14 protein-coding genes, 1 rRNA gene and 1 pseudogene are annotated in these 21,040 nt (G+C 72.5%); 7 read left to right on the forward strand and 9 right to left on the reverse strand.

Going from position 1 to position 21,040, the window contains the following annotated elements:
* From C3486_RS32555 to C3486_RS32565, 3 genes and pseudogenes are all read right to left on the reverse strand, one after another.
* The coding region (locus C3486_RS32555; RefSeq protein ID WP_103836467.1) for a glycerol kinase GlpK at positions 1–1,126 on the reverse strand (1,126 nt) is incomplete at its 3' end.
* Between the two features lie 183 nt (positions 1,127–1,309).
* Positions 1,310–2,077 carry an MIP/aquaporin family protein gene (locus tag C3486_RS32560; RefSeq protein ID WP_103836468.1) on the reverse strand — a complete coding sequence of 256 codons (768 nt, stop codon included), beginning with the start codon at positions 2,075–2,077 and terminating at the stop codon, positions 1,310–1,312.
* A 781-nt stretch (positions 2,078–2,858) separates the two neighbouring features.
* Positions 2,859–4,598: pseudogene (locus C3486_RS32565) on the reverse strand (EAL domain-containing protein); the annotation flags it as partial.
* Positions 4,599–4,877: 279 nt separating this feature from the next.
* Here C3486_RS32565 and C3486_RS32570 point away from each other — a divergent pair.
* The 4 genes from C3486_RS32570 (at position 4,878) to C3486_RS32585 (ending at position 9,257) form a co-directional block, all read left to right on the forward strand.
* Positions 4,878–5,951, forward strand: coding sequence for an ABC transporter ATP-binding protein (locus C3486_RS32570; protein WP_103836470.1), 1,074 nt, complete (start codon positions 4,878–4,880; stop codon positions 5,949–5,951).
* Positions 5,952–6,102: 151 nt separating this feature from the next.
* Entirely contained in the window at positions 6,103–7,311 is a 1,209-nt protein-coding gene (locus C3486_RS32575) for an ABC transporter substrate-binding protein (RefSeq protein ID WP_103836471.1), read from the forward strand.
* Positions 7,278–8,237 (forward strand): ABC transporter permease, encoded by a 960-nt coding sequence (locus tag C3486_RS32580; RefSeq protein ID WP_103836472.1) that lies wholly within the window; start codon positions 7,278–7,280, stop codon positions 8,235–8,237. The genes C3486_RS32575 and C3486_RS32580 overlap by 34 nt, the downstream gene beginning before the upstream one ends.
* Positions 8,238–8,444: 207 nt before the next feature.
* The gene (locus C3486_RS32585) at positions 8,445–9,257 is read left to right on the forward strand and encodes an ABC transporter permease (protein WP_103836473.1); all 813 of its coding nucleotides are present in this window, start codon (positions 8,445–8,447) and stop codon (positions 9,255–9,257) included.
* Between the two features lie 43 nt (positions 9,258–9,300).
* Here C3486_RS32585 and C3486_RS32590 read toward each other — a convergent pair whose 3' ends face one another.
* From C3486_RS32590 to C3486_RS32605, 4 genes are all read right to left on the reverse strand, one after another.
* Complete coding sequence (locus tag C3486_RS32590; RefSeq protein ID WP_103836474.1) at positions 9,301–9,651, reverse strand: DUF962 domain-containing protein; 351 nt, start codon at positions 9,649–9,651, stop codon at positions 9,301–9,303.
* A gap of 110 nt (positions 9,652–9,761) precedes the next feature.
* Positions 9,762–10,622: a M15 family metallopeptidase gene (locus C3486_RS32595; protein ID WP_103836475.1), complete on the reverse strand. Its 861-nt coding sequence runs from the start codon at positions 10,620–10,622 to the stop codon at positions 9,762–9,764.
* 78 nt (positions 10,623–10,700) lie between these two features.
* Entirely contained in the window at positions 10,701–11,774 is a 1,074-nt protein-coding gene (locus C3486_RS32600; RefSeq protein ID WP_308461282.1) for a methyltransferase, read from the reverse strand.
* A 13-nt stretch (positions 11,775–11,787) separates the two neighbouring features.
* Positions 11,788–14,286, reverse strand: a complete 2,499-nt coding sequence (locus tag C3486_RS32605) for a glycoside hydrolase family 31 protein (RefSeq protein ID WP_103836476.1) — start codon at positions 14,284–14,286, stop codon at positions 11,788–11,790.
* 339 nt (positions 14,287–14,625) lie between these two features.
* On the opposite strand from C3486_RS32605, the gene C3486_RS32610 reads away from it, so the two are divergent.
* Together C3486_RS32610 and C3486_RS32615 are read left to right on the forward strand one after the other, a co-directional pair.
* Complete coding sequence (locus tag C3486_RS32610; protein WP_103836481.1) at positions 14,626–16,635, forward strand: acetoacetate--CoA ligase; 2,010 nt, start codon at positions 14,626–14,628, stop codon at positions 16,633–16,635.
* A gap of 177 nt (positions 16,636–16,812) precedes the next feature.
* Positions 16,813–17,796 carry a hypothetical protein gene (locus C3486_RS32615; RefSeq protein ID WP_258053146.1) on the forward strand — a complete coding sequence of 328 codons (984 nt, stop codon included), beginning with the start codon at positions 16,813–16,815 and terminating at the stop codon, positions 17,794–17,796.
* 159 nt (positions 17,797–17,955) lie between these two features.
* Here C3486_RS32615 and ptsP read toward each other — a convergent pair whose 3' ends face one another.
* Both ptsP and C3486_RS32625 read right to left on the reverse strand, forming a co-directional pair.
* On the reverse strand, positions 17,956–19,626 hold the full coding sequence (gene ptsP / locus C3486_RS32620; RefSeq protein WP_103836477.1) for a phosphoenolpyruvate--protein phosphotransferase: 1,671 nt from the start codon (positions 19,624–19,626) through the stop codon (positions 17,956–17,958).
* Positions 19,627–19,763: 137 nt separating this feature from the next.
* Positions 19,764–20,213 carry a PTS glucose transporter subunit IIA gene (locus tag C3486_RS32625; RefSeq protein ID WP_103836478.1) on the reverse strand — a complete coding sequence of 150 codons (450 nt, stop codon included), beginning with the start codon at positions 20,211–20,213 and terminating at the stop codon, positions 19,764–19,766.
* A 644-nt stretch (positions 20,214–20,857) separates the two neighbouring features.
* Here C3486_RS32625 and C3486_RS32635 point away from each other — a divergent pair.
* Positions 20,858–21,040: ribosomal RNA gene (locus C3486_RS32635) — 16S ribosomal RNA — on the forward strand; the annotation flags it as partial.

A 21,040-nucleotide genomic window follows, 5' to 3' on the forward strand; every position in this document is an offset into this window, starting at 1 on the left:
TCAGGCCGGTGATCACACCCCGCGCGTCGGAGCGCCAGTACGGCGCGTACAGCCCGGAGAACGCCGGCACGATGTACGCGCCGCCGTTGTCCTCCACGCTCGCCGCCAGCGTCTCGATCTCCTCGGCCGAGTCGATGATGCCCAGCTGGTCGCGGAACCACTGCACCAGCGCACCGGTGATCGCGATCGAGCCCTCCAGGCAGTACACCGGCGCCTCGCCGCCCAGCTGGTACCCCATCGTGGTCAGCAGCCCGCTCTTGGACGGGACCGGCCGGTTGCCGGTGTTCAGCAGCAGGAACGATCCGGTGCCGTACGTGTTCTTGGCCTCGCCGACGCCGTAGCAGGTCTGCCCGAACACGGCCGCCTGCTGGTCGCCCAGCGCCGACGCCACGGGCACGCCCGCCAGCTGGCCCACGGCCGTCCCGTACACCTCCGCCGAGGACCTGATCTCCGGCAGCACCGCCTCGGGCACCCGCATCGCCGAGAGGATCGCCGGGTCCCACTGCAGCGTCGAGAGGTTCATCAGCATCGTCCGGCCGGCGTTGGTCACGTCCGTGACGTGCTTCCCGCCGTCCGTACCGCCGGTGAGGTTCCAGATCAGCCAGGAGTCGATGGTGCCGAACGCGATCTCACCGGCCTCCGCGCGGGCCCGCAGGCCCGGCACGTTGTCCAGCAGCCAGGCCGCCTTCGGGCCGGAGAAGTAGCTGGCCAGCGGCAGGCCGGTGGCGTCCCGGAACCGGTCCTGGCCGTGCTCGCCGCCCAGTTCGTTGCAGAGCGCGGACGTCCTGGTGTCCTGCCAGACGATCGCGTTGTGCACCGGCTTGCCGGTCCGCCGGTCCCACAGGACCGTCGTCTCCCGCTGGTTGGTGATGCCCAGCGCGCTGAGCTGGTCGGCGCGCAGCCCCGCGTTGGCGAGCGCGCCCGCCACCACCGCCTGCACCTTGGACCAGATCTCGGTCGCGTCGTGCTCCACCCAGCCCGGCTTGGGAAAGATCTGCCGGTGCTCGCGCTGGTCGACGGCGACGATCGCGCCGTCCTGGTCGAAGATGATGCAGCGGCTGGAGGTGGTGCCCTGATCGATCGCGGCGACGTACTTCTGCGAGTTCTTCGGCGTGCTGTCCGTCATGGCGTCTCCTCGGTGGGATGACCGCAGTCGGCGAGCGGTGGATGCCCGCAGCGCCAGGCTGCGGGCGGAACGGCGCGGTCGGAAGTCCGCGTACGGGGGCGGCCGGCGGGCCGGAGCCGGCCGACTCCGGCCCCGGAGCCGGCCCGGGCCGCCCCCGGAGGCGGGCCCGGCCGGCGCGCTGGGTCAGAAGGCCGCGTTGTAGACCAGGGCCGAGATCACCGCGCCGATCAGCGGGCCGACGACCGGGATCCACGCGTAACCCCAGTCGGACGTGCCCTTGTTCGGGATGGGCAGCAGCGCATGCGTGATACGGGGACCGAGGTCGCGGGCCGGGTTGATGGCGTACCCCGTCGGACCGCCCAGGGAGAGGCCGATGCCGACCACCAGCAGGGCCACCAGCAGAACGTTGATGCCCGAGCCGTAGATCCCGGCGCTGGAACCGGGGATCGGGCCGATGCCGATGCCCTTGTTCTTCGCGAAGAACAGCAGCGGGAGCACCAGCCCGATGGTCGCGATGATCTCGGTGGCGAGGTTCGCCACCGGCTTGCGGACCTCCGGACCGGTGGAGAAGATCCCCAGCGTCGGCTGCCCCTTGTCCGGCTGCGCGTTGGCGGCGAACTGCGCGTAGTACGCGCCCCAGGTCAGCGTCGCACCGATGATCGCCCCGATCAGCTGCGCCAGGACGTAGACCGGCACCTGCGCCCACTTCGTGTCGCCCGCGACGGCGAGCCCGAGGGTGACGGCCGGATTGAGGTGCCCGCCGGACAGCGGCGCCGCGGTGTAGGCCCCGGCCAGCACGCCGAAGCCCCAGCCGAACGCGATGGCCACCCACCCGGCCGCTCTCGCCTTCGAGTAGTGCAGCGTGACGGCGGCGCAGACACCCGCGCCGAAGAGAATCAGGATCGCGGTGCCGATGACCTCACCGACGAATATGTCCCCATTGGAATACATCTGCGGCTCCTTGGCCCTTGCCCGGGCAACGGGGCCCGGTCCTCCGTGCAGGGTGCGTACCTCTCCCACGGCCCGGCCACAGGTAATTCGGCCGCGCCACGGTGTTCGTACGGGGCGGAGCCGACGGCCGTGATTCCCGCGTTTCCCGCCCGGCCTCCGCGACGAGCGCGCCAGTGCGACGGGGTGCCGGTGTGCGCAGGACACCGTGCGGCAGCGCCGCGCGGTCGGGGGAGCCTGCGTACGGCACGCCGACTGACACCGGAAGTGTTCACCGGCCGTGATGGAGCGTCAAGGACATGGACAGCAACGACCGGCGTCACTCGACGGGCCTTGCACACCACGGCTCGCTGGGGTCACGGGGGTTGCCGGGGCGGGGGAGAGGACGCGAGGGGACGGGGCGGTGCGGGGCGCTCTCAGGGGGTGGCGTTCAGCGGGTGGCCCGCAACTGGTGCCCGGGCTGGCCGGGTTCGTCTCCGTGTCGGCCGGTGTCGATTCCGGGCCGGTTCGGTTCGCTGCCCGGCCGGTCCCCGTCACGGTCGTGTCCGTCTTGGTCCCTCTCGTGTCCGTGCTGAACGGGTACGTGGGAGTGCGGGCCCGTGGCGTACGCCGTGGGGCCAGGGCCGGCGGCCGAGCCGGCCGCATGACCGTGGGCCCGGTGCCGGCCTGCGCCCGTGCCGAGCAGCGACCCCGCCGCTGGATCGATCACCGGGCCGGCCGCCGAACCGGCCGGCCCGCCGATCCCCTCGGCGCTCGCCGGCCCACCGGCCCCTTCGCCACGTGTCCGCCCGCCGGCCGCGGCCTCGTCGCGCGCCCGCCCCCGGCGGACCTCGCTCTCCGTCGTACCGTGGCGGCTCAGGACCCAGCTCGCGCCGGTGAGTCCCTTCGCGGCCTTCTTCAGCGGGGCCAGCGCGGCTGCCGTTTCCGCGTGGCTGGTGACCGTACCGGCCGCGCACACCACCGTCGCCAGCGACAGCGTCACCGGCCGGCCGCCCGCCGACCACGGCACGTCCAGCACCGCTGCGGCCACCGCGTCCAGCCCCTCCGGGTCCGTCAGCACCAGGAAGTCGTCGCCCCCGATGTGCCCCACCCGGCAGGCCGCGTCCCCGCTCGCGGCCCTGGCCAGCGCCGCGCCCACCGCCCGGATCAGCTCGTCCCCCGCCGCGAACCCGGCCCCGTCGTTGACCTGCTTGAACCCGTCCACGTCCAGCCAGCTCACGGCGAACGCCCGGCCCTGCGCGATCCGCCGGTCCACCTCAGCGTTGACCGCGTCGGAACCGGGCAGCCGGGTCAGCGGGTTGAGCCGCGCGGCCTCCTCCACCCGGCTCTCCGCCAGCGCCCGCAGGATGTCCGCCAGGTGCACCACTCCGATGCACCGCCCCCGTTCGTCCACGACCGCGACGTCGTCGCCCGTACGGTCCCGGTCGCCGTCCGCGATGACGTCCAGCACCTCCCACGCCGTCGCGTCGGCGCCGACCGTACGCGGCCGGTCGCCCAGCCGCAGCGCCGGCCGGTCCGCGTACAGCGCGTGCCCGTACCGCCCGGACAGCGACAGCAGGAACCGGTCCCGGTCCACCGCCCGTACCGGAACGCCCTCCGCGTCCACCAGCAGCACCCCGGACACGGCCGGCAGCCCCGTCAGCCGGCTGCGCACCTCCTCGGCCGAGGCCGTCACCGGGAGCAGCGCAGCGGGCTGCACGAACTGCGCCACCGGAGGCCCGGCCGGCGTACCGACCGTCACCCCACCTGCCACGCCGCCGGTCACCCCGCCGGGCACCCCGCCCGGCCCCGGCGCGGACGGCGGCACGCTGGGCACCGCGGGCGCGGCCGGCGGCTGCGCGGGCACGAAGACCTCGGCCGCGGGCCGGCGCGCGGGCGGCGCGAACAGATGCCCCTGGCCGAGCTGCGCGCCGGCCCGCCGCACCGCCGCGTAGTCCCGTTCCGTCTCGACGCCCTCCACCGCCAGCAGCCCGCCCAGTTCGTCGCAGAGCTGCCGCACCATCCGTACCACCGCTGCCCGCCCCGGCCGGGCGTCCAGGTCCGTGCAGAGCGAGGCGTCCAGCTTGATGACGTCCGGCGCCAGATCGCCCAGCAGGCGGAGCGGCAGGTCCCCGTCGCCCACCCCGTCCGCGCAGATCCGGAAGCCGTCGGCACGCAGCCCCGCCACCGCCTCCAGCAGGGCACAGGCCGGTACGTGGGTGTACGGGCCGGTCAGGTCCAGCGTGATCTCGCACGGCCGCCGGCCCGCCGCGTGCACCGCCGCCCGGAACGCCGTCAGCTCCGGCAGTTCGGCCGCCGTCGCCGCGAAGAGGTTCACCTGGAGGGGGAGCAGGGTCTCCCGGTAGGCGGCGTGCCGCACCGCCAGCGCGGCCAGTTCGATGTCGAGGGCGGGGGAGCGGTGCGCCTGGGCGAGTACGTCGCCGCGCTCGGGACGGGCGAGTATCTCCAGCGCGGCGACGGAACCGGTCGTGAGGTTCACGACGGGCTGGTAGGCGAATCGGAGCTGGTCCGTCCAGGCAGGCACGCGGACAGCATGCCTCCCACCAGCCTCTTGCGCAGCAGGGTTCACGCGCTGTTCACGCACCCTTCCACCCGGTAAGGAAAATGCCGCACCACCTCCCTCGGCCGCGGCCCCCAGCGTGCCCCGGCGAGGCTGAGAACGCGGCCGCGCAACTGGCCGCGACCGCTGAACGCCCGCGGCCGGTACCCGCATTGCCCCACCGGCCCGCGCTCGTGACGCGGGCCGCGCCGCCCCGGTACAGTCACCCGGCGCGATCAAGCCGTCCCACCCCGGGGAGACCGCATGGCCGAGGACAACGCGACGCCCGCAGCGGCGGTCCGCCTGACCGCCCTCACCAAGGACTTCGGCGCCCTGCGCGCCGTCGACCACGCCGAACTCACTCTGCACGAGGGTGAGTTCTTCTCCCTTCTCGGCCCCTCAGGATCGGGCAAATCGACCCTCCTCCGCCTCATCGCCGGCTTCGAACGCCCCACCTCCGGACGCGTCGAACTCGCCGGCCGCGACGTCACCGCCCTGCCGCCGCACCGCCGCGACGTGCACACCGTCTTCCAGGACTACGCGCTCTTCCCGCACATGACGGTCGAGCAGAACGTGGCCTACTCCCTCCTCGTCGCCGGCGTACGCAAGGACGAACGCCGTGCGCGCGCCCGCGAAGCTCTCGCGACTGTACGGCTCGACGGCTTCGGCGACCGGCGCCCCACGCAGCTCTCCGGCGGCCAGCGGCAACGCGTGGCCCTCGCCCGCGCGCTCGTCGACCGCCCCGGACTGCTGCTCCTGGACGAACCGCTCGGCGCGCTCGACCTCAAGCTCCGCCAGCAGATGCAGACCGAGCTCAAGCAGATCCAGCGCACCACCGGCATCACGTTCCTCCTGGTGACCCACGACCAGGAGGAGGCGCTGACGATGAGCGACCGGGTCGCGGTCCTCGACGGCGGGCGCATCGAACAGGTCGGGGCGCCCCTGGAGATCTACGACCGCCCGGCCACCGCCTTCGTCGCCGGCTTCGTCGGCACGACGAACCTGCTGCGCGGCGAGGCGGCCCAGCGCATCACCGGCCGTCCCGGCACCTACAGCATCCGCCCCGAACGCATCCGCATCACCCCCCTCAACGACCCCCACACGCCGACAGCACCGAGCGGACCGACCGCTCCCGCCCCTCTTGAGCGTTCCGTCACCGGCCGGGTCGCCGACATCGCCCACGCGGGCCCGCACACCCGCTTCACCGTGCGCCTGGACGAGGCCGGCGACCGCCTGACCGTCCTCCGGCTCAACACCGCCCCGGCCCTCGCCACCACCCCCGACTCCCCGGTCCGCCTCACCTGGCACCTCGACGACGCCTACCCCGTCCCCAACTGACCCTCCTTTCCGTCCCGCCCCGAGCGGCTCTCCCCGCCGGGGTTTGACCCGATCGTTTCCCGACGCGCTCTGGTGGAGCGGGCCCTTGATCCGGATACTGGCGACGCTCAGCGCCTGTCTCTGACGCCGTGTGCCACGGGAGATGAACCGGATGCGCAACACGTACGTGTGGAAGGCCGCAGCCGCGGCCACGGTCCTGCTGCTGGCCGTGGGATGCGGCTCCTCCGGCGGTGGTGGCGGCGGAGGCGACGCCCGGGGCGGCGGCTTCCGCGCTCCCGACGTCCCGATGAAGAAGACGCTCGGCAAGGGCGAAGGCCAGGTCAACGTCATCGCCTGGGCCGGCTACGCCGAGGACGGCTCCAACGACCCGAAGGTCGACTGGGTCCACCCCTTCGAGAAGCAGACCGGCTGCAAGGTCAACACGAAGATCGCCGGGACCTCCGACGAGATGGTCTCCCTGATGAAGACCGGCCAGTACGACACGGTCTCCGCCTCGGGCGACGCCACCCTGCGCCTGATCGCCTCCGGCGACGCCGCGCCCGTCAACACCAAGCTCGTACCGAACTACAAGGACATCTTCGCGGGCCTGAAGAAGCAGCCGTTCAACTCCGTCGACGGACAGATGTACGGCATCCCGCACGGCCGCGGCGCCAACCTCCTCATGTACCGCACCGACAAGGTCAAGCCGGCCCCCGACTCCTGGCGGGCCGTCTTCGAGGACGCACCGAAGCACGCCGGCAAGGTCACCGCCTACGACTCGCCCATCTACATCGCCGACGCCGCGCTGTACCTGATGAAGAGCGAGCCGCAGCTCGGCATCAAGAACCCGTACGCGCTGGACCAGAAGCAACTGGACGCCGCCGTCGCGCTCCTCAAGAAGCAGCACGCCAGCATCGGCGAGTACTGGAGCGACTACCAGAAGGAAGTCACCGCCTTCAAGGGCGGCGACAGCGTCGTCGGCACCACCTGGCAGGTCATCGCCAACCTCACCAAGGGCGAGAAGGCCCCGGTCAAGGCCGTCCTGCCCAAGGAAGGCGCCACCGGCTGGTCGGACACCTGGATGGTGGCCGCCAAGGCCCAGCACCCCAACTGCGCGTACAAGTGGCTCGACTGGATCGTCTCACCGAAGGTGAACGCCCAGGTCGCCGAGTACTTCGGTGAGGCCCCCGCCAACGCCGAGGCGTGCCGGGAAACCGCCGACTCCTCGCACTGCGCCACGTACCACGCCGACGACGAGGCGTACTACAAGCGCGTCCACTTCTGGACCACGCCCGTCAAGCAGTGCCTGGACGGCCGCACGAACGTGCAGTGCACCGACTACGCCCAATGGACCCGCGCCTGGACGGAGATCAAGGGCTGAGAGGGCAACCGGTGACCTCGCCCACGGAGACCTCGCCGGCCGGAACCCCGCCGAAGGGGAGCCCACCGCAGGAGACACCTCCGGAGCCGCTGTCCCGGACCGGCGCGCGGCTGAGGCTGGCGGCCCTGCTGACGCCACCCCTGCTGTGGCTCGGCCTCGCCTACCTCGGCTCGCTCGCCGTCCTGCTCCTTTCCGCGTTCTGGACCACCGACAGCTTCACCTCCGATGTCGTTCACCTCTGGAACATCGACAACTTCCGCACGATCCTGACCGACCCGGTCTACCGCACGATCACCCTGCGCACCCTGGGCGTCGCCGTCGCCGTCACCCTCATCGACGCCCTCCTCGCCCTCCCCATGGCCTTCTTCATGGCGCGGGTGGCGTCCGGCCGGTGGCGGCGCGCCCTGCTCGTGGCCGTGCTGACGCCCCTGTGGGCCGGCTACCTCGTCAAGGCGTACGCCTGGCGCGTCATGCTCGGCGAACACGGCCTGGTCAACGCCGTCCTCGCACCGTTCGGCCTGGCCGGCCCCGGCTACGGCCTGACCGCCGTCGTCCTCGTCCTCGCCTACCTCTGGCTCCCCTACATGATCCTCCCCGTCTTCGCGGCCCTGGAGCGGCTGCCCACGCACCACCTGGAGGCCTCCGCCGACCTCGGTGCCGGCGCCTGGCGCACCCTGCGCCTCGTCGTCCTGCCCGCCGTACGCCCCGCCCTCTTCGCCGGCTCGGTCTTCACCTTCTCCCTCAGCCTCGGCGACTACCTGACCGTCCAGATCGTCGGCGGCCGCACCCAGCTGCTCGGCAACGTCATCGCCTCACAGGTCACCCTCGACCTGCCGCTGGCAGCCGCGCTCTCCGCCGTACCGGTCGTGCTGATCGTCTGTTACCTGGCGGCCGTGCGGCGCGCCGGAGCCCTGGATTCACTGTGACCCCCCGTATGCCACTTCGCTCTCCACCCCCGCTGTCCGTCCCATTTTCCTTACTCACCGTGACAACGGACCGCCGTACGCCCCGGTTCCCGCATCCGGCATCCGATGTCCCACCAATTTCCGGGCCGGTTCTGCCGGGAACAGGAACCGACACTGGCACCCGCGCCGACACCAACACCGGCCCCGCACCCGCGAGGAGGACATGAGGTGCATCTGACCCGCACCGCCCGGATCGTGCTCGGCGCCCTCATGGCCGCGGGGCTGGCGGCCGTCTACGTCCCCCTGCTGCTGGTCGTCCTCAACTCCTTCAATGCCGACCGCTCCTTCGCCTGGCCGCCCAGCGGCCTGACCGGCGAATGGTGGGGGCGCGCGGTCCACAGCCAGGGCGTGCGGGACGCCCTGTGGACCTCCCTGCGGGCCGGCCTCGGGGCCACTGCCCTCGCCCTGGTCCTCGGCGTGCTGGCCGCCTTCGCCGTCCACCGGCACCGCTTCTTCGGCCGGCGGACCGTCTCGTTCCTGGTCGTGCTGCCCATCGCACTGCCGGGCATCGTCACCGGCATCGCGCTCAACGCCGCGTTCCGTACGGTCCTTGACCCGCTCGGCATCGGCTTCGGCCTGTTCACCGTGATCGTCGGCCACACGACGTTCTGCGTCGTCATCGTCTTCAACAACGTCGCCGCCAGGCTGCGCCGCATCGCGCCCTCGCTCGCCGAGGCCTCGGCCGATCTGGGTGCCCGCCCCGCCCAGACCTTCCGCCACGTCACGCTGCCCGCGCTGCGCTCGGCCCTCTTCGCGGGCGCCCTGCTGGCCTTCGCGCTCTCCTTCGACGAGATCGTGGTCACCACGTTCACCGCGGGACCGGGGACGAAGACCCTGCCCATCTGGATCTACGAGAACTTGGCCCGCCCCAACCAGGCCCCGGTCATCAACGTCGTCGCCGCCCTGCTCATCGCGCTGTCGGTGATCCCGGTCCACGCGGCCCAGCGGCTCTCGTCGGACTCGGCGGGCGGGCGGCTGTGAGCGACCGGCCGCCGGCTCGGGGGCGGACCGGGGGAGGAGCGGCCTACTCCGCGTTCTCCGCGAGCCACTTGCGGGCGATCTCGTCCAGCTCGGCGTCCCGCCCCGCCAGCATCATGCGGATCATCTGCGCATCTCCCCGCAGCGACCAGGCCGGGTGCCCGAAGGTCGCCGGGTTGTTGCCCTCGATGAGGAAGTGCGCGGGCCAGGCCGTCCCGTACCCGATCAGCGGCAGACCGAGCAGCAGCTTCCGGCGCCGCCGTATCAGCCCGTACGCCGAGACCGCGAGCCCGGTGAGCGTGCCCGTCAGGTGCACCCACCGGGTCGCGGCCTTCGAATGCATCGCGACGTAGTACGGCCAGAAGTCCTCGTAGCTGGTGAATTCCCGAGTCGTCATGGGCGCACGGTACGCCGGTGCGCCGTGGCTGTCAGCGCCGGCCGCCGCTCAGGCGACGAGCCAACCGTGGCCGGTGCCGACGGTCGTCGGGAGCGGCGCGTCCGCTGCGCTCAGTGCCGTCCGCCGAGCGACTTCCGCGCGATGGGGAAGTCGAAGTACGTGTCGGGGAACGTCTCCGGCTGGAAGGTGTAGTGCCACCACTCGCTCGCGTAGTTCACGAAGCCGGCCTTCTCCAGCCCCTCCTTCAGGACTAGCCGGTTCTTCCGCTGCTCGCCCTTGATGCGCGGATCGAGCGTGTGCGCCAGGGTGTCGAAGCAGTCGAAGCCGGTGCCCATGTCCAGCGAGTTGTCGGGGAACCGTTCGTCCTTCGGGCCGTAACACGGGTGCAGCGGCTCGCCGGGCACGTAGGGACGGGTGGGCAGCGCGGGCAGCTTCGCCAGCGTGAGGTCCACCGTGCTGCCTCGGCTGTGCCCCGACTTCTCCGCGATGTACCCGTCGTCGAACAACGTTGACTTGTCGACCCGGGGATAGAACTCGCCCTTCATGCGCTGGTCGCCGAGGTCCTTCGCCCACTCCACGAAGTGGTTCACCGCCCGCTGCGGCCGGTAGCAGTCGTACACCTTCAGCGTGTAGCCCTTCTTGAGGAAGGAGAGCTGCGCCCGGTGCAGCGCGTTCGCCGCGTCCCGCGTGAGGATGCACATCGGCTGCTCGTACCCGGTGACCGGTACGCCCATGAAGTTGTGCGGCGTGTAGTACCGGATCTCCTGCCGGATCGTCGGATCCACGTCCCGGAGCGCCACGAACTCCTTCGGCGCCTTCGGGTCCTTGGCACCCGTGGCCGGCGCGGCCGGGCCGGCGGACGGCGTTCCGTGCGGCTGCTGGGCCACGGCCCCGGAGGGCAGCGCGGCGACGGAGACCAGGGAGGCGGCGGTGACGGCGAGGCCGCGCAGCGCGGCAGCAAGTCTTGGCATGCCCCTCGTCTACCAGGCCCGCCCCGGCCGGCGGAAGACCACCACGCGCACGGCGCCACGCCCGCCCCGCGCCCCTGATCAGGCCGCCACCAGCTCCACCACCGCCAGCCGTCCCGCATGACGGACCCCGCTCACCACCAGCCCCGCCCGACCGGCGAGCGCTGTCAGATCCGTGACACCCCGCTCGCGGCCGCCGAAGTAGACCAGCATCCGCAGATCCATCGCCGTACTGACCGCCTCCCCGCCGACGCCGAACCTCTCCACCACGAGCACCTTGCCCGCACGGCCCGCGGCCCGCGCGCAGCTCCGCAGGATCGCCACGGCCGACGCGTCGTCCCAGTCGTGCAGCACGGCGCACAGCAGATAGCCGCCCGCGCCTCGTGGCAGCTCCCCGAAGAAGTCACCGCCCACCGCGTCCCCGCGGTCCGTGACCCCGGCCGCCGCGAGCGTGGCCCGCGCCGCGCGTGCCGTCTCCGGCTGATCGAACACCGTGCCGCGCAGCCCCGGATGGGCCGTCAGCAACGCGGCGAGCATCGTGCCGTTGCCCCCGCCGACGTCCACCAGCCGCCCGAGCCCCGCCCAGTCGTACACCGGCAGCACGGCCTCGGCCCATGAGGTCACGTCCACGGCCATCTGCGCGTCGTAGTCCGCCGTCCGCGCCGGATCCGCCCGCAGGTCGGCCCAGAAGTCCTTCCCGTACCGCTCCGGGAACGCCGCGGCGCCCGTCCGCACCGAGTGCGCGAGCTCCACGAACGCGAGATCGGCACGCCCGACCGCGGTACCGGTGTCCAGCCTCCGGCGCAGCCCGCCGGGATGCCCGTCCCGGAGCTCCTCGCCCGCGGCGGTGAGCGCGTACCCGGACGCTTCCGCACCGGCCCGCCGGAGCAGCCCCACCGCGATCAGATGGTCCAACAGCCGCTCCAGCGCCCCCGGATCGCTGCCCGTGGCGCCGGCCAGCGCGGACACCGTCCGTATGCCCTCGGCGATCCGGTCGGCGAGGCGCAGCGTCGCGGCCGTCCGCACGGCCATCGGCGTCACCAGATCCGCCAGCTCCGACGCGCTCCGGGCCGCGCCGCCGAACGACCCGCCGGGTGTCTCCCCGGAATCGCCCGCAGCGCCCGCCGCCCCCACGTCCCCGGCCCCGTCCGCCACCGTCTTCCCCCTGTCACCCTTGCCCGAGCGCACCGCCCCCGGCCCCGTCGGCCGCTCCGTGGGACTCGTCGCCGCGCACGCGCACCCGGTAACCCACCGGCTTCCCGTCCGGCCGGCTCACCACCACGCGTCCCGCCTCCCACTGCGACTCCATCCGTTCAACGCGCGGGGGCTCCCAACCGTCCCCGGAATCCGGTACGACAATTCCGCCGCCCTTGCGCCCCCGGGCCGGCGCCCACACCTCCAGCTCCACCTCGCCGTCCGCGCCCGCCACCGGCAGCACCGCACCCGCCCGCGCCAGCACCGGAATCCGCGCCAGCGGAGCGTCGACCACCACCTGCCCGGGCCCCTCGTACGCCCGGCCCGTCGCGGTGTCGTACCACCGACCGCGCGGCAGCCGCACGGACCGCCGCCGCGCTCCCTCCTCCAGCACCGGCGCCACGAGCAGCGCATCACCGAGCAGGAACGCGTCCTCGCAGTCACGCAGCGCCCGGTCCCGCGCGGCCTTCCACCACAGCGGCCGTACGTAGGGCGCACCGGTCAGCCGGGCCAACTGCCCCAGCGTGCACATGTAGGGCAGCAGCCGTTCACGCTCGAGGGCCGCCGCACGGGCGTGCTCCAGCACCTCGTCGCCGAACTCCCACGGCTCCCGGCGCCCCGCGTCGTGCGCACAGTGCGTACGGAACAGCGGCAGATGAGCACCCAGCTGGAACCACCGCAGGTACAGCTCCGCCGACGGCACCCCCGAATAGCCCCCGATGTCCGGGCCGCTGTACGGCACACCGCACAGCCCCAGGCCCAGCACCAGCGACAAGGAGGCCCGCAACCCCTCCCAGCCCGTCGCCACGTCCCCCGACCAGGTGCCTCCGTAGCGCTGCAGTCCCGCCCACCCGGAGCGCGAGAAGAGGAACGGCCGCTCCTCCGGACGCAGCTCGCACAGCGCCTCATAGCCGGCACGCGCCATCGCCAGCCCGTACACGTTGTGCGCCTCGCGGTGGTCCCCGCCCCGGCCCTCCAGGGCGTGCCGCGCCGACCGGGGCAGCGTCCGCTCCCCGAAAGCGGCGAAGGACGACGGCTCGTTCATGTCGTGCCACACGCCCGCGAACCCCTGGGCCAGCCGCTCCGCGTACAGGCCGCCCCACCACTTGCGCACCCCGGCGTCCGTGAAGTCCGGGAAGACCACCTCGCCCGGCCAGACCACGCCCCGCGCCTCGCGCCCGCCCGCCTCCCGCACGAACGCGTCGGCCGCCGCCCCGCTCTCGTACACCGCGTTCCCCGGCTCCGCCTTCACACCCGGATCGACGATCGACACCAGCCGCACGCCCTCCTGGCGCAGCTCGGCGGCGAGCCCCGGCAGATCGGGGAACCGCGTGCGGTCCACCGTGAACACCCGGTGGCCGTCGAGGTGATCGATGTCCAGGTGGAGCGCCGTCAGCGGAATGCCGTGCGCGCGGTAACCGGCGGCCACCCGGCGCACCTCGGCCGCATCGCCGAAGCCGAACCGCGAGTGCTGATGCCCCAGCGCCCAACGGGGCGGCAGCGCCGGCGCCCCCGTGAGCGACGCCCAGCCGTGCAGCACCCGGGCAGGCGTGCCCGTCAGCACCCAGTAGCGCAGCGGACCGCCCTCCATACGGAGCTCGCAGGAACCCGCCCTGTCGTGCCCCGAGCCCCGGCCCTCCTCGCCCTCGGACAGCGAGACCGTCCCGTCCCAGGAGTTGTCGTGGAACACCAGATGCGTGCCGGCGTCCGCGACGACCAGCTGCACCGGCATGGTCAGCGACAGCGGATCGTCCCCCGGCCCAAAGGCACCCCCGGGATCGGTGTTCCACAGCCGGTACGTGCCGTCCCGCAGCCGCGGCCCGCTCGCCCGGCCGCCCAGCCCGAAGAACCGCGCGTCGGCGGCCACCTCGGAACGCTGCACCCACCGCGACTCACCCCCGTACGCACCGGCCCGCACCGCCTCCTCGAAGCCGTCCCCGGGCACCGCCTCCGTGCCGCTACGGCCCCCTCGTGCGGCGCCGTCCACGGACTCCGTATCCGGCACCACGTCCCACCACCGGGGCGGCAGCTCCCGGCGCAGCACCACCCCGCCCGGCGTACGGATCTCCACCGCGCCGAACCGCGACACCGCCACCGTCACCCGCTCCGACACCACGCGCCAGCCGCCCTCGGTGTCGGGCTCGAGCTCCGCCCGGCCGTCCGCGTCCGGGCCCGTCCCCACCAGCGCGTACGACGGCTCCGGAGTGGCGCCGTCCCAGCCGCAGAACACCGCGCCGCCCGCCGTCACCCGGACCCGCAGCGACGACCGCGCGAACCGCACCACCCCGCCGCCCGGCTCCGGCTCGGCCCCCACCGCCGTACCCGGAACCCGCGCCCGCTCCGTACCCCGCCGCGGCAGCCCCGCCGCATCGGCCCTCCTGCGCCGCAGCGCCGACCGCACCGACAACCAACCGCGCGTCGCGCCCACTGCCCTGACCGTCCATGCCGACCGCACCAGATCCCGCCCGTCCATACCGCTCAGCCTGCCATCGACATACCCCCGTGAAGGCATCGTTCAGCCTCCGTTCACCTGCGTTGACCTGCTGTGTCCGCAAAAGAGACACCCTGCTCGGCAGGGACCGGCCCCCCTTCGTGCACGCCCTTCACACCGTGTCCGCGCCACACACCTCTCCCCCCGAATATGGGGCGCCCACCCTGGTGCGGAAGACGATCACGTGGCATCGTCCTGAGCAGTCGTGTCCTGCGCACCCTCACGGACGCGTCGGGCACCACCGGACAGGGACGCCGGCGGCACCGCCCACCGCGGCGCACGGACCGGCACACCAACCGTGTACAGCCCGGGAGCCGCATGATGACCACCGCACCGCAGCCCGCAACCCACCCGGCGCCCCTGTGGCGGCCCGGCGCGGACCGTATCGCCGGAGCACAGGTCACCCGCTTCCAGGAATGGGCGGCCGCCCACTACGGCGCACCCGCCGCCACACCGGGAGACCCGGTCGCCAGCTACGCCGCCCTGCACCGCTGGTCCATCGAAGAACTGAGCACCTTCTGGCGCGCCACCGCCGAATGGTTCGACGTCCGCTTCAGCACCCCGTACGAGACCGTGCTCGCCGACGCCACCATGCCCGGCGCCCGCTGGTTCCCCGGGGCCACCCTCAACTACGCCGAGCACGCCCTGCGTGCCGGCGAGGACTCCGCCAGGGCCCAGCAGCCGGCCCTCCTGCACGTCGACGAGACCCACGAGACCACCCCCGTCACCTGGGCCGAGCTGCGCGCCCAGGTCGGCTCCCTGGCCGCCGCGCTCCGCCGCCTCGGCGTCCGCCCCGGCGACCGCGTCAGCGGCTACGTACCCAACATCCCGCAGGCCGTCGTCGCCCTCCTGGCCTCCGCCGCCGTCGGAGCCGTCTGGACCTCCTGCGCCCCCGACTTCGGCGCCCGCAGCGTCCTCGACCGCTTCCAGCAGGTCGAGCCCGTCGTCCTGTTCACCGTCGACGGCTACCGCTACGGCGGCAAGGAACACGACCGCCGCGCCACGGTCACCGAACTGCGCGCCGAACTCCCCAGCCTCACCGCCGTCGTGCACATCCCGCTGCTCGGCACCGAGGCCCCCGAAGGCGCGCTCCACTGGGACGACGTCGTCTCCCAGGACGAAGAGCTTGTCTTCGAACAGGTGCCGTTCGACCACCCCCTGTGGGTCCTGTACTCCTCCGGCACCACCGGACTCCCCAAGGCCATCGTCCAGTCCCAGGGCGGCATCCTCCTCGAACACCTCAAGCAGACCGGGCTCCACTGCGACCTCGGCCCCGAGGACCGCTTCTTCTGGTACACCTCCACCGGCTGGATGATGTGGAACTTCCTCGTCGCCGGCCTCCTCGCGGGCTCCACCATCGTGCTCTACGACGGCAGCCCCGGATTCCCCGACACCGGCGCCCAGTGGCGCGTCGCCGAACGCACCGGCGCCACCCTCTTCGGCACCTCCGCCGCCTACGTCATGGCCTGCGCCAAGGCCGGCGTCCACCCCGGACGCGACTACGACCTGTCCCGCGTCAAGTGCGTCGCCACCACCGGCTCCCCGCTGCCCCCGGACGGCTTCCGCTGGCTCCACGACGAGGTCGCCGAAGACCTCTGGATCGCCTCCGTCAGCGGCGGCACCGACGTCTGCAGCTGCTTCGCCGGCGCCGTACCCACCCTCCCGGTGTACATCGGCGAACTCCAGGCCCCCTGCCTCGGTACCGACCTCCAGGCCTGGGACCCGCACGGCAAGCCGCTCACCGAAGAGGTCGGCGAACTCGTCGTCACCAACCCGCTGCCCTCCATGCCGATCCGCTTCTGGAACGACCCCGACGGCACCCGCTACCGGGACAGCTACTTCGAGATGTACCCGGGCACCTGGCGGCACGGCGACTGGATCACCCTCACCGCACGCGGCACCGTCGTCATCCACGGCCGCTCCGACTCCACACTGAACCGCCAGGGCGTCCGCATGGGCTCCGCCGACATCTACGAGGCCGTCGAACGCCTCCCCGAGATCCGCGAATCCCTCGTCATCGGCCTCGAACTCCCCGACGGCGGCTACTGGATGCCCCTCTTCGTCCACCTCGCCGAAGGCGCCACGCTCGACGACGACCTGCGCGGCCGCATCAAGCAGACCATCCGCACCCAGCTCTCGCCGCGCCACGTCCCCGACGACATCATCGAAGCCCCCGGCGTGCCGCACACCCTCACCGGCAAGCGCATCGAAGTACCCGTCAAGCGCCTGCTCCAGGGCACCCCGCTGGAAAAGGCCGTCAACCCCGGCTCCGTCGACAACCTCGAACTCCTCCGGTTCTACGAGCGGATCGCCGCCGACCGCGCAAAGTGATCACCTGAGCCGCCGGAAACCCCAGGCCACGCCCGGCTCCGGCGGCTCGCGGCGGCCATTGTCAGACCCCTCGCTTACGCTCAGTGAGCAATGAGTCGTCGGCGACGACGACGCCCGGGCACGGGCCGGCCCACCGGCCGGTCCGCGCCCGCTCGCAGCGTCACCAAGGGGGAAACCATGACCAGCACCGCACGCAGCCAACAGCCGGGCGCCAAGCGGCACCACACCCGCCGCACCCACAGGTCCACGCGCCGCGCCCGGCGCAGGACCACCCCGACCCCACGCCGGCTCGGCCGCGAAGTCCCCGGCACCCTCGCCGTCCTGCCGACACCCGAGGACCTCGCGGCCATGAGCCGCTACCGCACCTTCCCCTTCACCGGCCAGGACCACCCCGGCTACCTCCGCCGGCTCGACAGCCTGCTCCGCACCCTCACCGCCCAGGGCCGGCACACGGCCCTCACCCTCTTCGACCCCGCCGAGTACGCCACCTACTGCACCGACACCGGACTCGACCCCGACCGGCCGGAGAGCCGCGCCCGCTACACCACCGAGATCGCCACGGCCGGCGCCACCGTCCCGTACACCGGCCGCCGGCTCACCGACACCCTGCCCACCCTCCTCGCGGAAGCCGACCGCCAGGAGACCTGGGACCGCGCCGGCGCCCTCCTCTCGGACCTCGGCCGCTGCCCCACCTGCGCCGGCGACACCGCACACGACGCCTTCGAGCATGCCTCCCAGGCCACGCTGCGGCTCCTGGACGCCCTCGGCCCCGGCAGACACCACCTCGTCTGCAGCGTCCCCACCGGCGCCGGCACCCCGCTCCTCGCCGCCGTGCACGCCACCGCCGACCACGACGGCCGCCTGCACCTCGCCGAAGCGGAAGCGCTTGTCTTCTGTACCGTCCTCGCCGCCGGCATCGCCCTGCGCGGCCCCGGCGGCGTCGTCGCCCGCACCCTCGACGACCAGCACGGCGACGTGGTCCGCGGCTGGTCCCTCCGCGACAGCCGGCTCACCGCCCTCACCGCCGCCGAGGTCTTCTCCGCGTACTGCACCGACGCCAGGACCGGCGACCCCATCTCACCCGAACCGGGCGTCGACTACCTCCCGGGCATCGCCCTGCCGGCACCCGACTACCCCCACCGGCACTGCGGGGACACGTAACGACACCGCGGACGGCCCACCCACAGGACAGCGCGGCGGAGCCCCGCGTCTTCCGCCCGCAAACGGCGATGGCCGCCCCGCCACAAAGGGCGGGACGGCCATCGACACCCGGGCACCGGGCACCGCCGGGCAGAACCCCGCGAGCCCCGGGCCCTCCGCTCACTCGCCGGAGAGCACCGCCTGCGCCGCCAGACGGGCCTCCTCGGCAGTGTCCGCCGCACGCGCAGCCGACGCCGCACGCTCGCACTGCGCCAGCGTGTGCTTCGCCAGCGTCGCGCGCACGTAAGGAAGCGACGCCGCACCCATGGAAAGGCTGGTGACGCCAAGACCGGTCAGCACACACGCGAGCAGCGGGTCGGAAGCCGCCTCGCCGCACACACCACAGCTCTTGCCCTCGGCCTTGGCGGCCTCCGCCGAGATGGCCACCAGGTCGAGCAACGCGGGCTGCCACGGGTCCTGCAGCCGGGACACCGCACCGACCTGACGGTCGGCAGCGAAGGTGTACTGCGCCAGGTCGTTCGTACCCAGCGACAGGAACTCCACCTCCTGCAGGATCGAACGCGCCCGGAGCGCGGCGGACGGAATCTCCACCATCGCACCGAACTTCGCCTGCAGACCCGCCTCACGGCACGCGTCGGCGAACGCCTTCGCGTCCGTACGGTCCGCCACCATCGGCGCCATGACCTCGAGGTAGACCGGCAGCCCCTCCGCCGCCTTGGCCAGCGCGGTGAGCTGGGTCCGCAGCACCTCGGGGTGGTCGAGCAGGGTACGCAGACCCCGCACACCCAGCGCGGGGTTCGGCTCGTCCGACGGCGTCAGGAAGTCCAGCGGCTTGTCCGCGCCCGCGTCCAGTACGCGCACGACCACCCGGCCCTCGGGGAACGCCTCCAGCACCTGGCGGTACGCCTCGACCTGCTTCTCCTCCGACGGCGCGTTCTTGCTGTCGTCGAGGAACAGGAACTCCGTACGGAACAGCCCGACACCCTCGGCACCGGCCTCCACCGCCGCCGGCACGTCAGCCGGACCGCCGACGTTCGCCAGCAGCGGCACCTTGTGCCCGTCGGACGTCGCGCCCGGCCCCGTCGCGGCGGCCAGCGCGGCCTTCCGCTCCTCGGCCGCCCGCTCCATCTCCGCTCGCTTCTCGTCGCTCGGGTTGACGAAGATCTCGCCGGTGCTGCCGTCCACGGCCACCACCGTGCCCTCGACCAGCTCGTGCGCACCCGGCAGCGCCACCACGGCCGGCACGCCCAGCGCCCGCGCCAGGATCGCGCTGTGGCTGGTCGGCCCGCCCTCCTCGGTCACGAAGCCGAGGACCAGCGACGGGTCCAGCAGCGCCGTGTCGGCCGGCGCGAGGTCCCGCGCGATCAGCACGTACGGCTCGTCGCTGTCCGGCACACCCGGCATGGGCACGCCCAGCAGCCGCGCGACGATACGGTTCCGCACGTCGTCCAGGTCCGCGACCCGGCCCGCCAGGTACTCACCCGCGCCGGCCAGCAGCGCACGGTACGCGGCGAACGCGTCGTACACGCCCCGCTCGGCCGTGCTGCCCACCGCGATCCGGCGGTCGACGTCGGCCATCAGCTCGGGGTCCTGGGCCATCATGGCCTGGGCCTCCAGCACGGCCTGCGCCTCACCGCCCGCGAGGTTGCCGCGGGCGATCAGGTCGGCGGCCACGGCTTCCACGGCCTGGCGGGCGCGCCCCTGCTCGCGCTCCGCTTCCTCGGCGGGGATCTGCTTGGCCGGCGGCTCCAGCACCGCCGTGCCCATGTGCCGCACCTCGCCTATGGCGACACCGTGGCTCACGCCGACGCCTCGCAGCGTTGTCTCCATTGCACCCGTCTCCGTGTGATGCGACGGTCACTGCCGTCGCGTTGAACTGTCGTACGTGCGGCCCGATACGGCCGCTCGGTCCACGCTGCCGGTCCGCGCGCGCCACGCGCGCGTGCCCTACGGAACGGCGCCGCGCATCACTGCCAGCTGAAGAGCTGATCCCCGGCCTTCACGTCGCCGTCCTCGCGCACGTCGCCGAGCGCGTCGGCGGTGGCCTCCAGCGCGACGACGGGGCAGACCGGCGACTTGCCGGCCTCCTCGACGGCGGCGGGGTTCCAGCGGACGACGCCCTGGCCGCGCGTCACGTTGTCCCCCTTGTTGACGAGCAGCTCGAAGCCCTCGCCGTTGAGCTGAACGGTGTCGATGCCGAGGTGCGTCAGCACTCCGTGCCCGTCGCCGTCGACGACGACGAACGCGTGCGGGTGCAGAGAGACGACGACGCCGTCCACGGGCGCGAGCGCCACGGAAGGCTCACGCTCCGGGTCGATCGCGGTACCGGGCCCCACCATCGCGCCGGAGAAGACGGGGTCAGGAACTGCACTGAGCCCGATGGCGCGTCCGGCGAGCGGGGACGTCACGGTGGTCATGGGAAGCCTCCCAGGGGTGGAGATCTATCAGGTCGCCGTCACTACCTGTCCCGGACGGCGCACCGGTCAGAGCGTAAGTCATAAGAAGTGGACGTTCCGCACGACAGACGCGAGGTGCGATCACGCGTGTGAAGGGGTGCCGCTGGACGGCGTCCCTTCCCCCGATTTGCCTCGCCCCAACCCCCGCTGTACTGTCTAACACCTGCCCCGGACACGAGGACGCAATCACTGCGGCCCGCGGAACGGGACAGCACCCCATCAGAGTCTTGATCAAAGAATCTCGACCACTTCTGCATGCCTGCATCGCTTCATGTGATGTGTGCATTGACTGCAGAAAGGACCGCGGTTCGGAAGACCGAAAAGGCCTGATAGAGTGTGAAACACCGAAGGGAAGCGCCCGGAGGGCCCGGTGAAACGGGGCCAAAGGAAGCGTCCGTTCCTTGAGAACTCAACAGCGTGCCAAAAGTCAACGCCAGATATGTTGATACCCCGTCTCCAGCATCCGCTGGGACGAGGTTCCTTTGAAAAGACCTGCCGGACAGTGTTCCGGACAGGCACACACAGCGAGGACGCTGTGAACGGGTTGGACTATTCCTCCGACCTGTTCCGCTCTCGTGTGTGTTTCACCGGATTACCGGTAAACATTCACGGAGAGTTTGATCCTGGCTCAGGACGAACGCTGGCGGCGTGCTTAACACATGCAAGTCGAACGATGAAGCCGCTTCGGCGGTGGATTAGTGGCGAACGGGTGAGTAACACGTGGGCAATCTGCCCTGCACTCTGGGACAAGCCCTGGAAACGGGGTCTAATACCGGATACGACACAGG

The sequence above is a fragment of the Streptomyces sp. Ru73 genome, from assembly GCF_002920575.1.
Classification (GTDB): Bacteria; Actinomycetota; Actinomycetes; order Streptomycetales; family Streptomycetaceae; genus Streptomyces.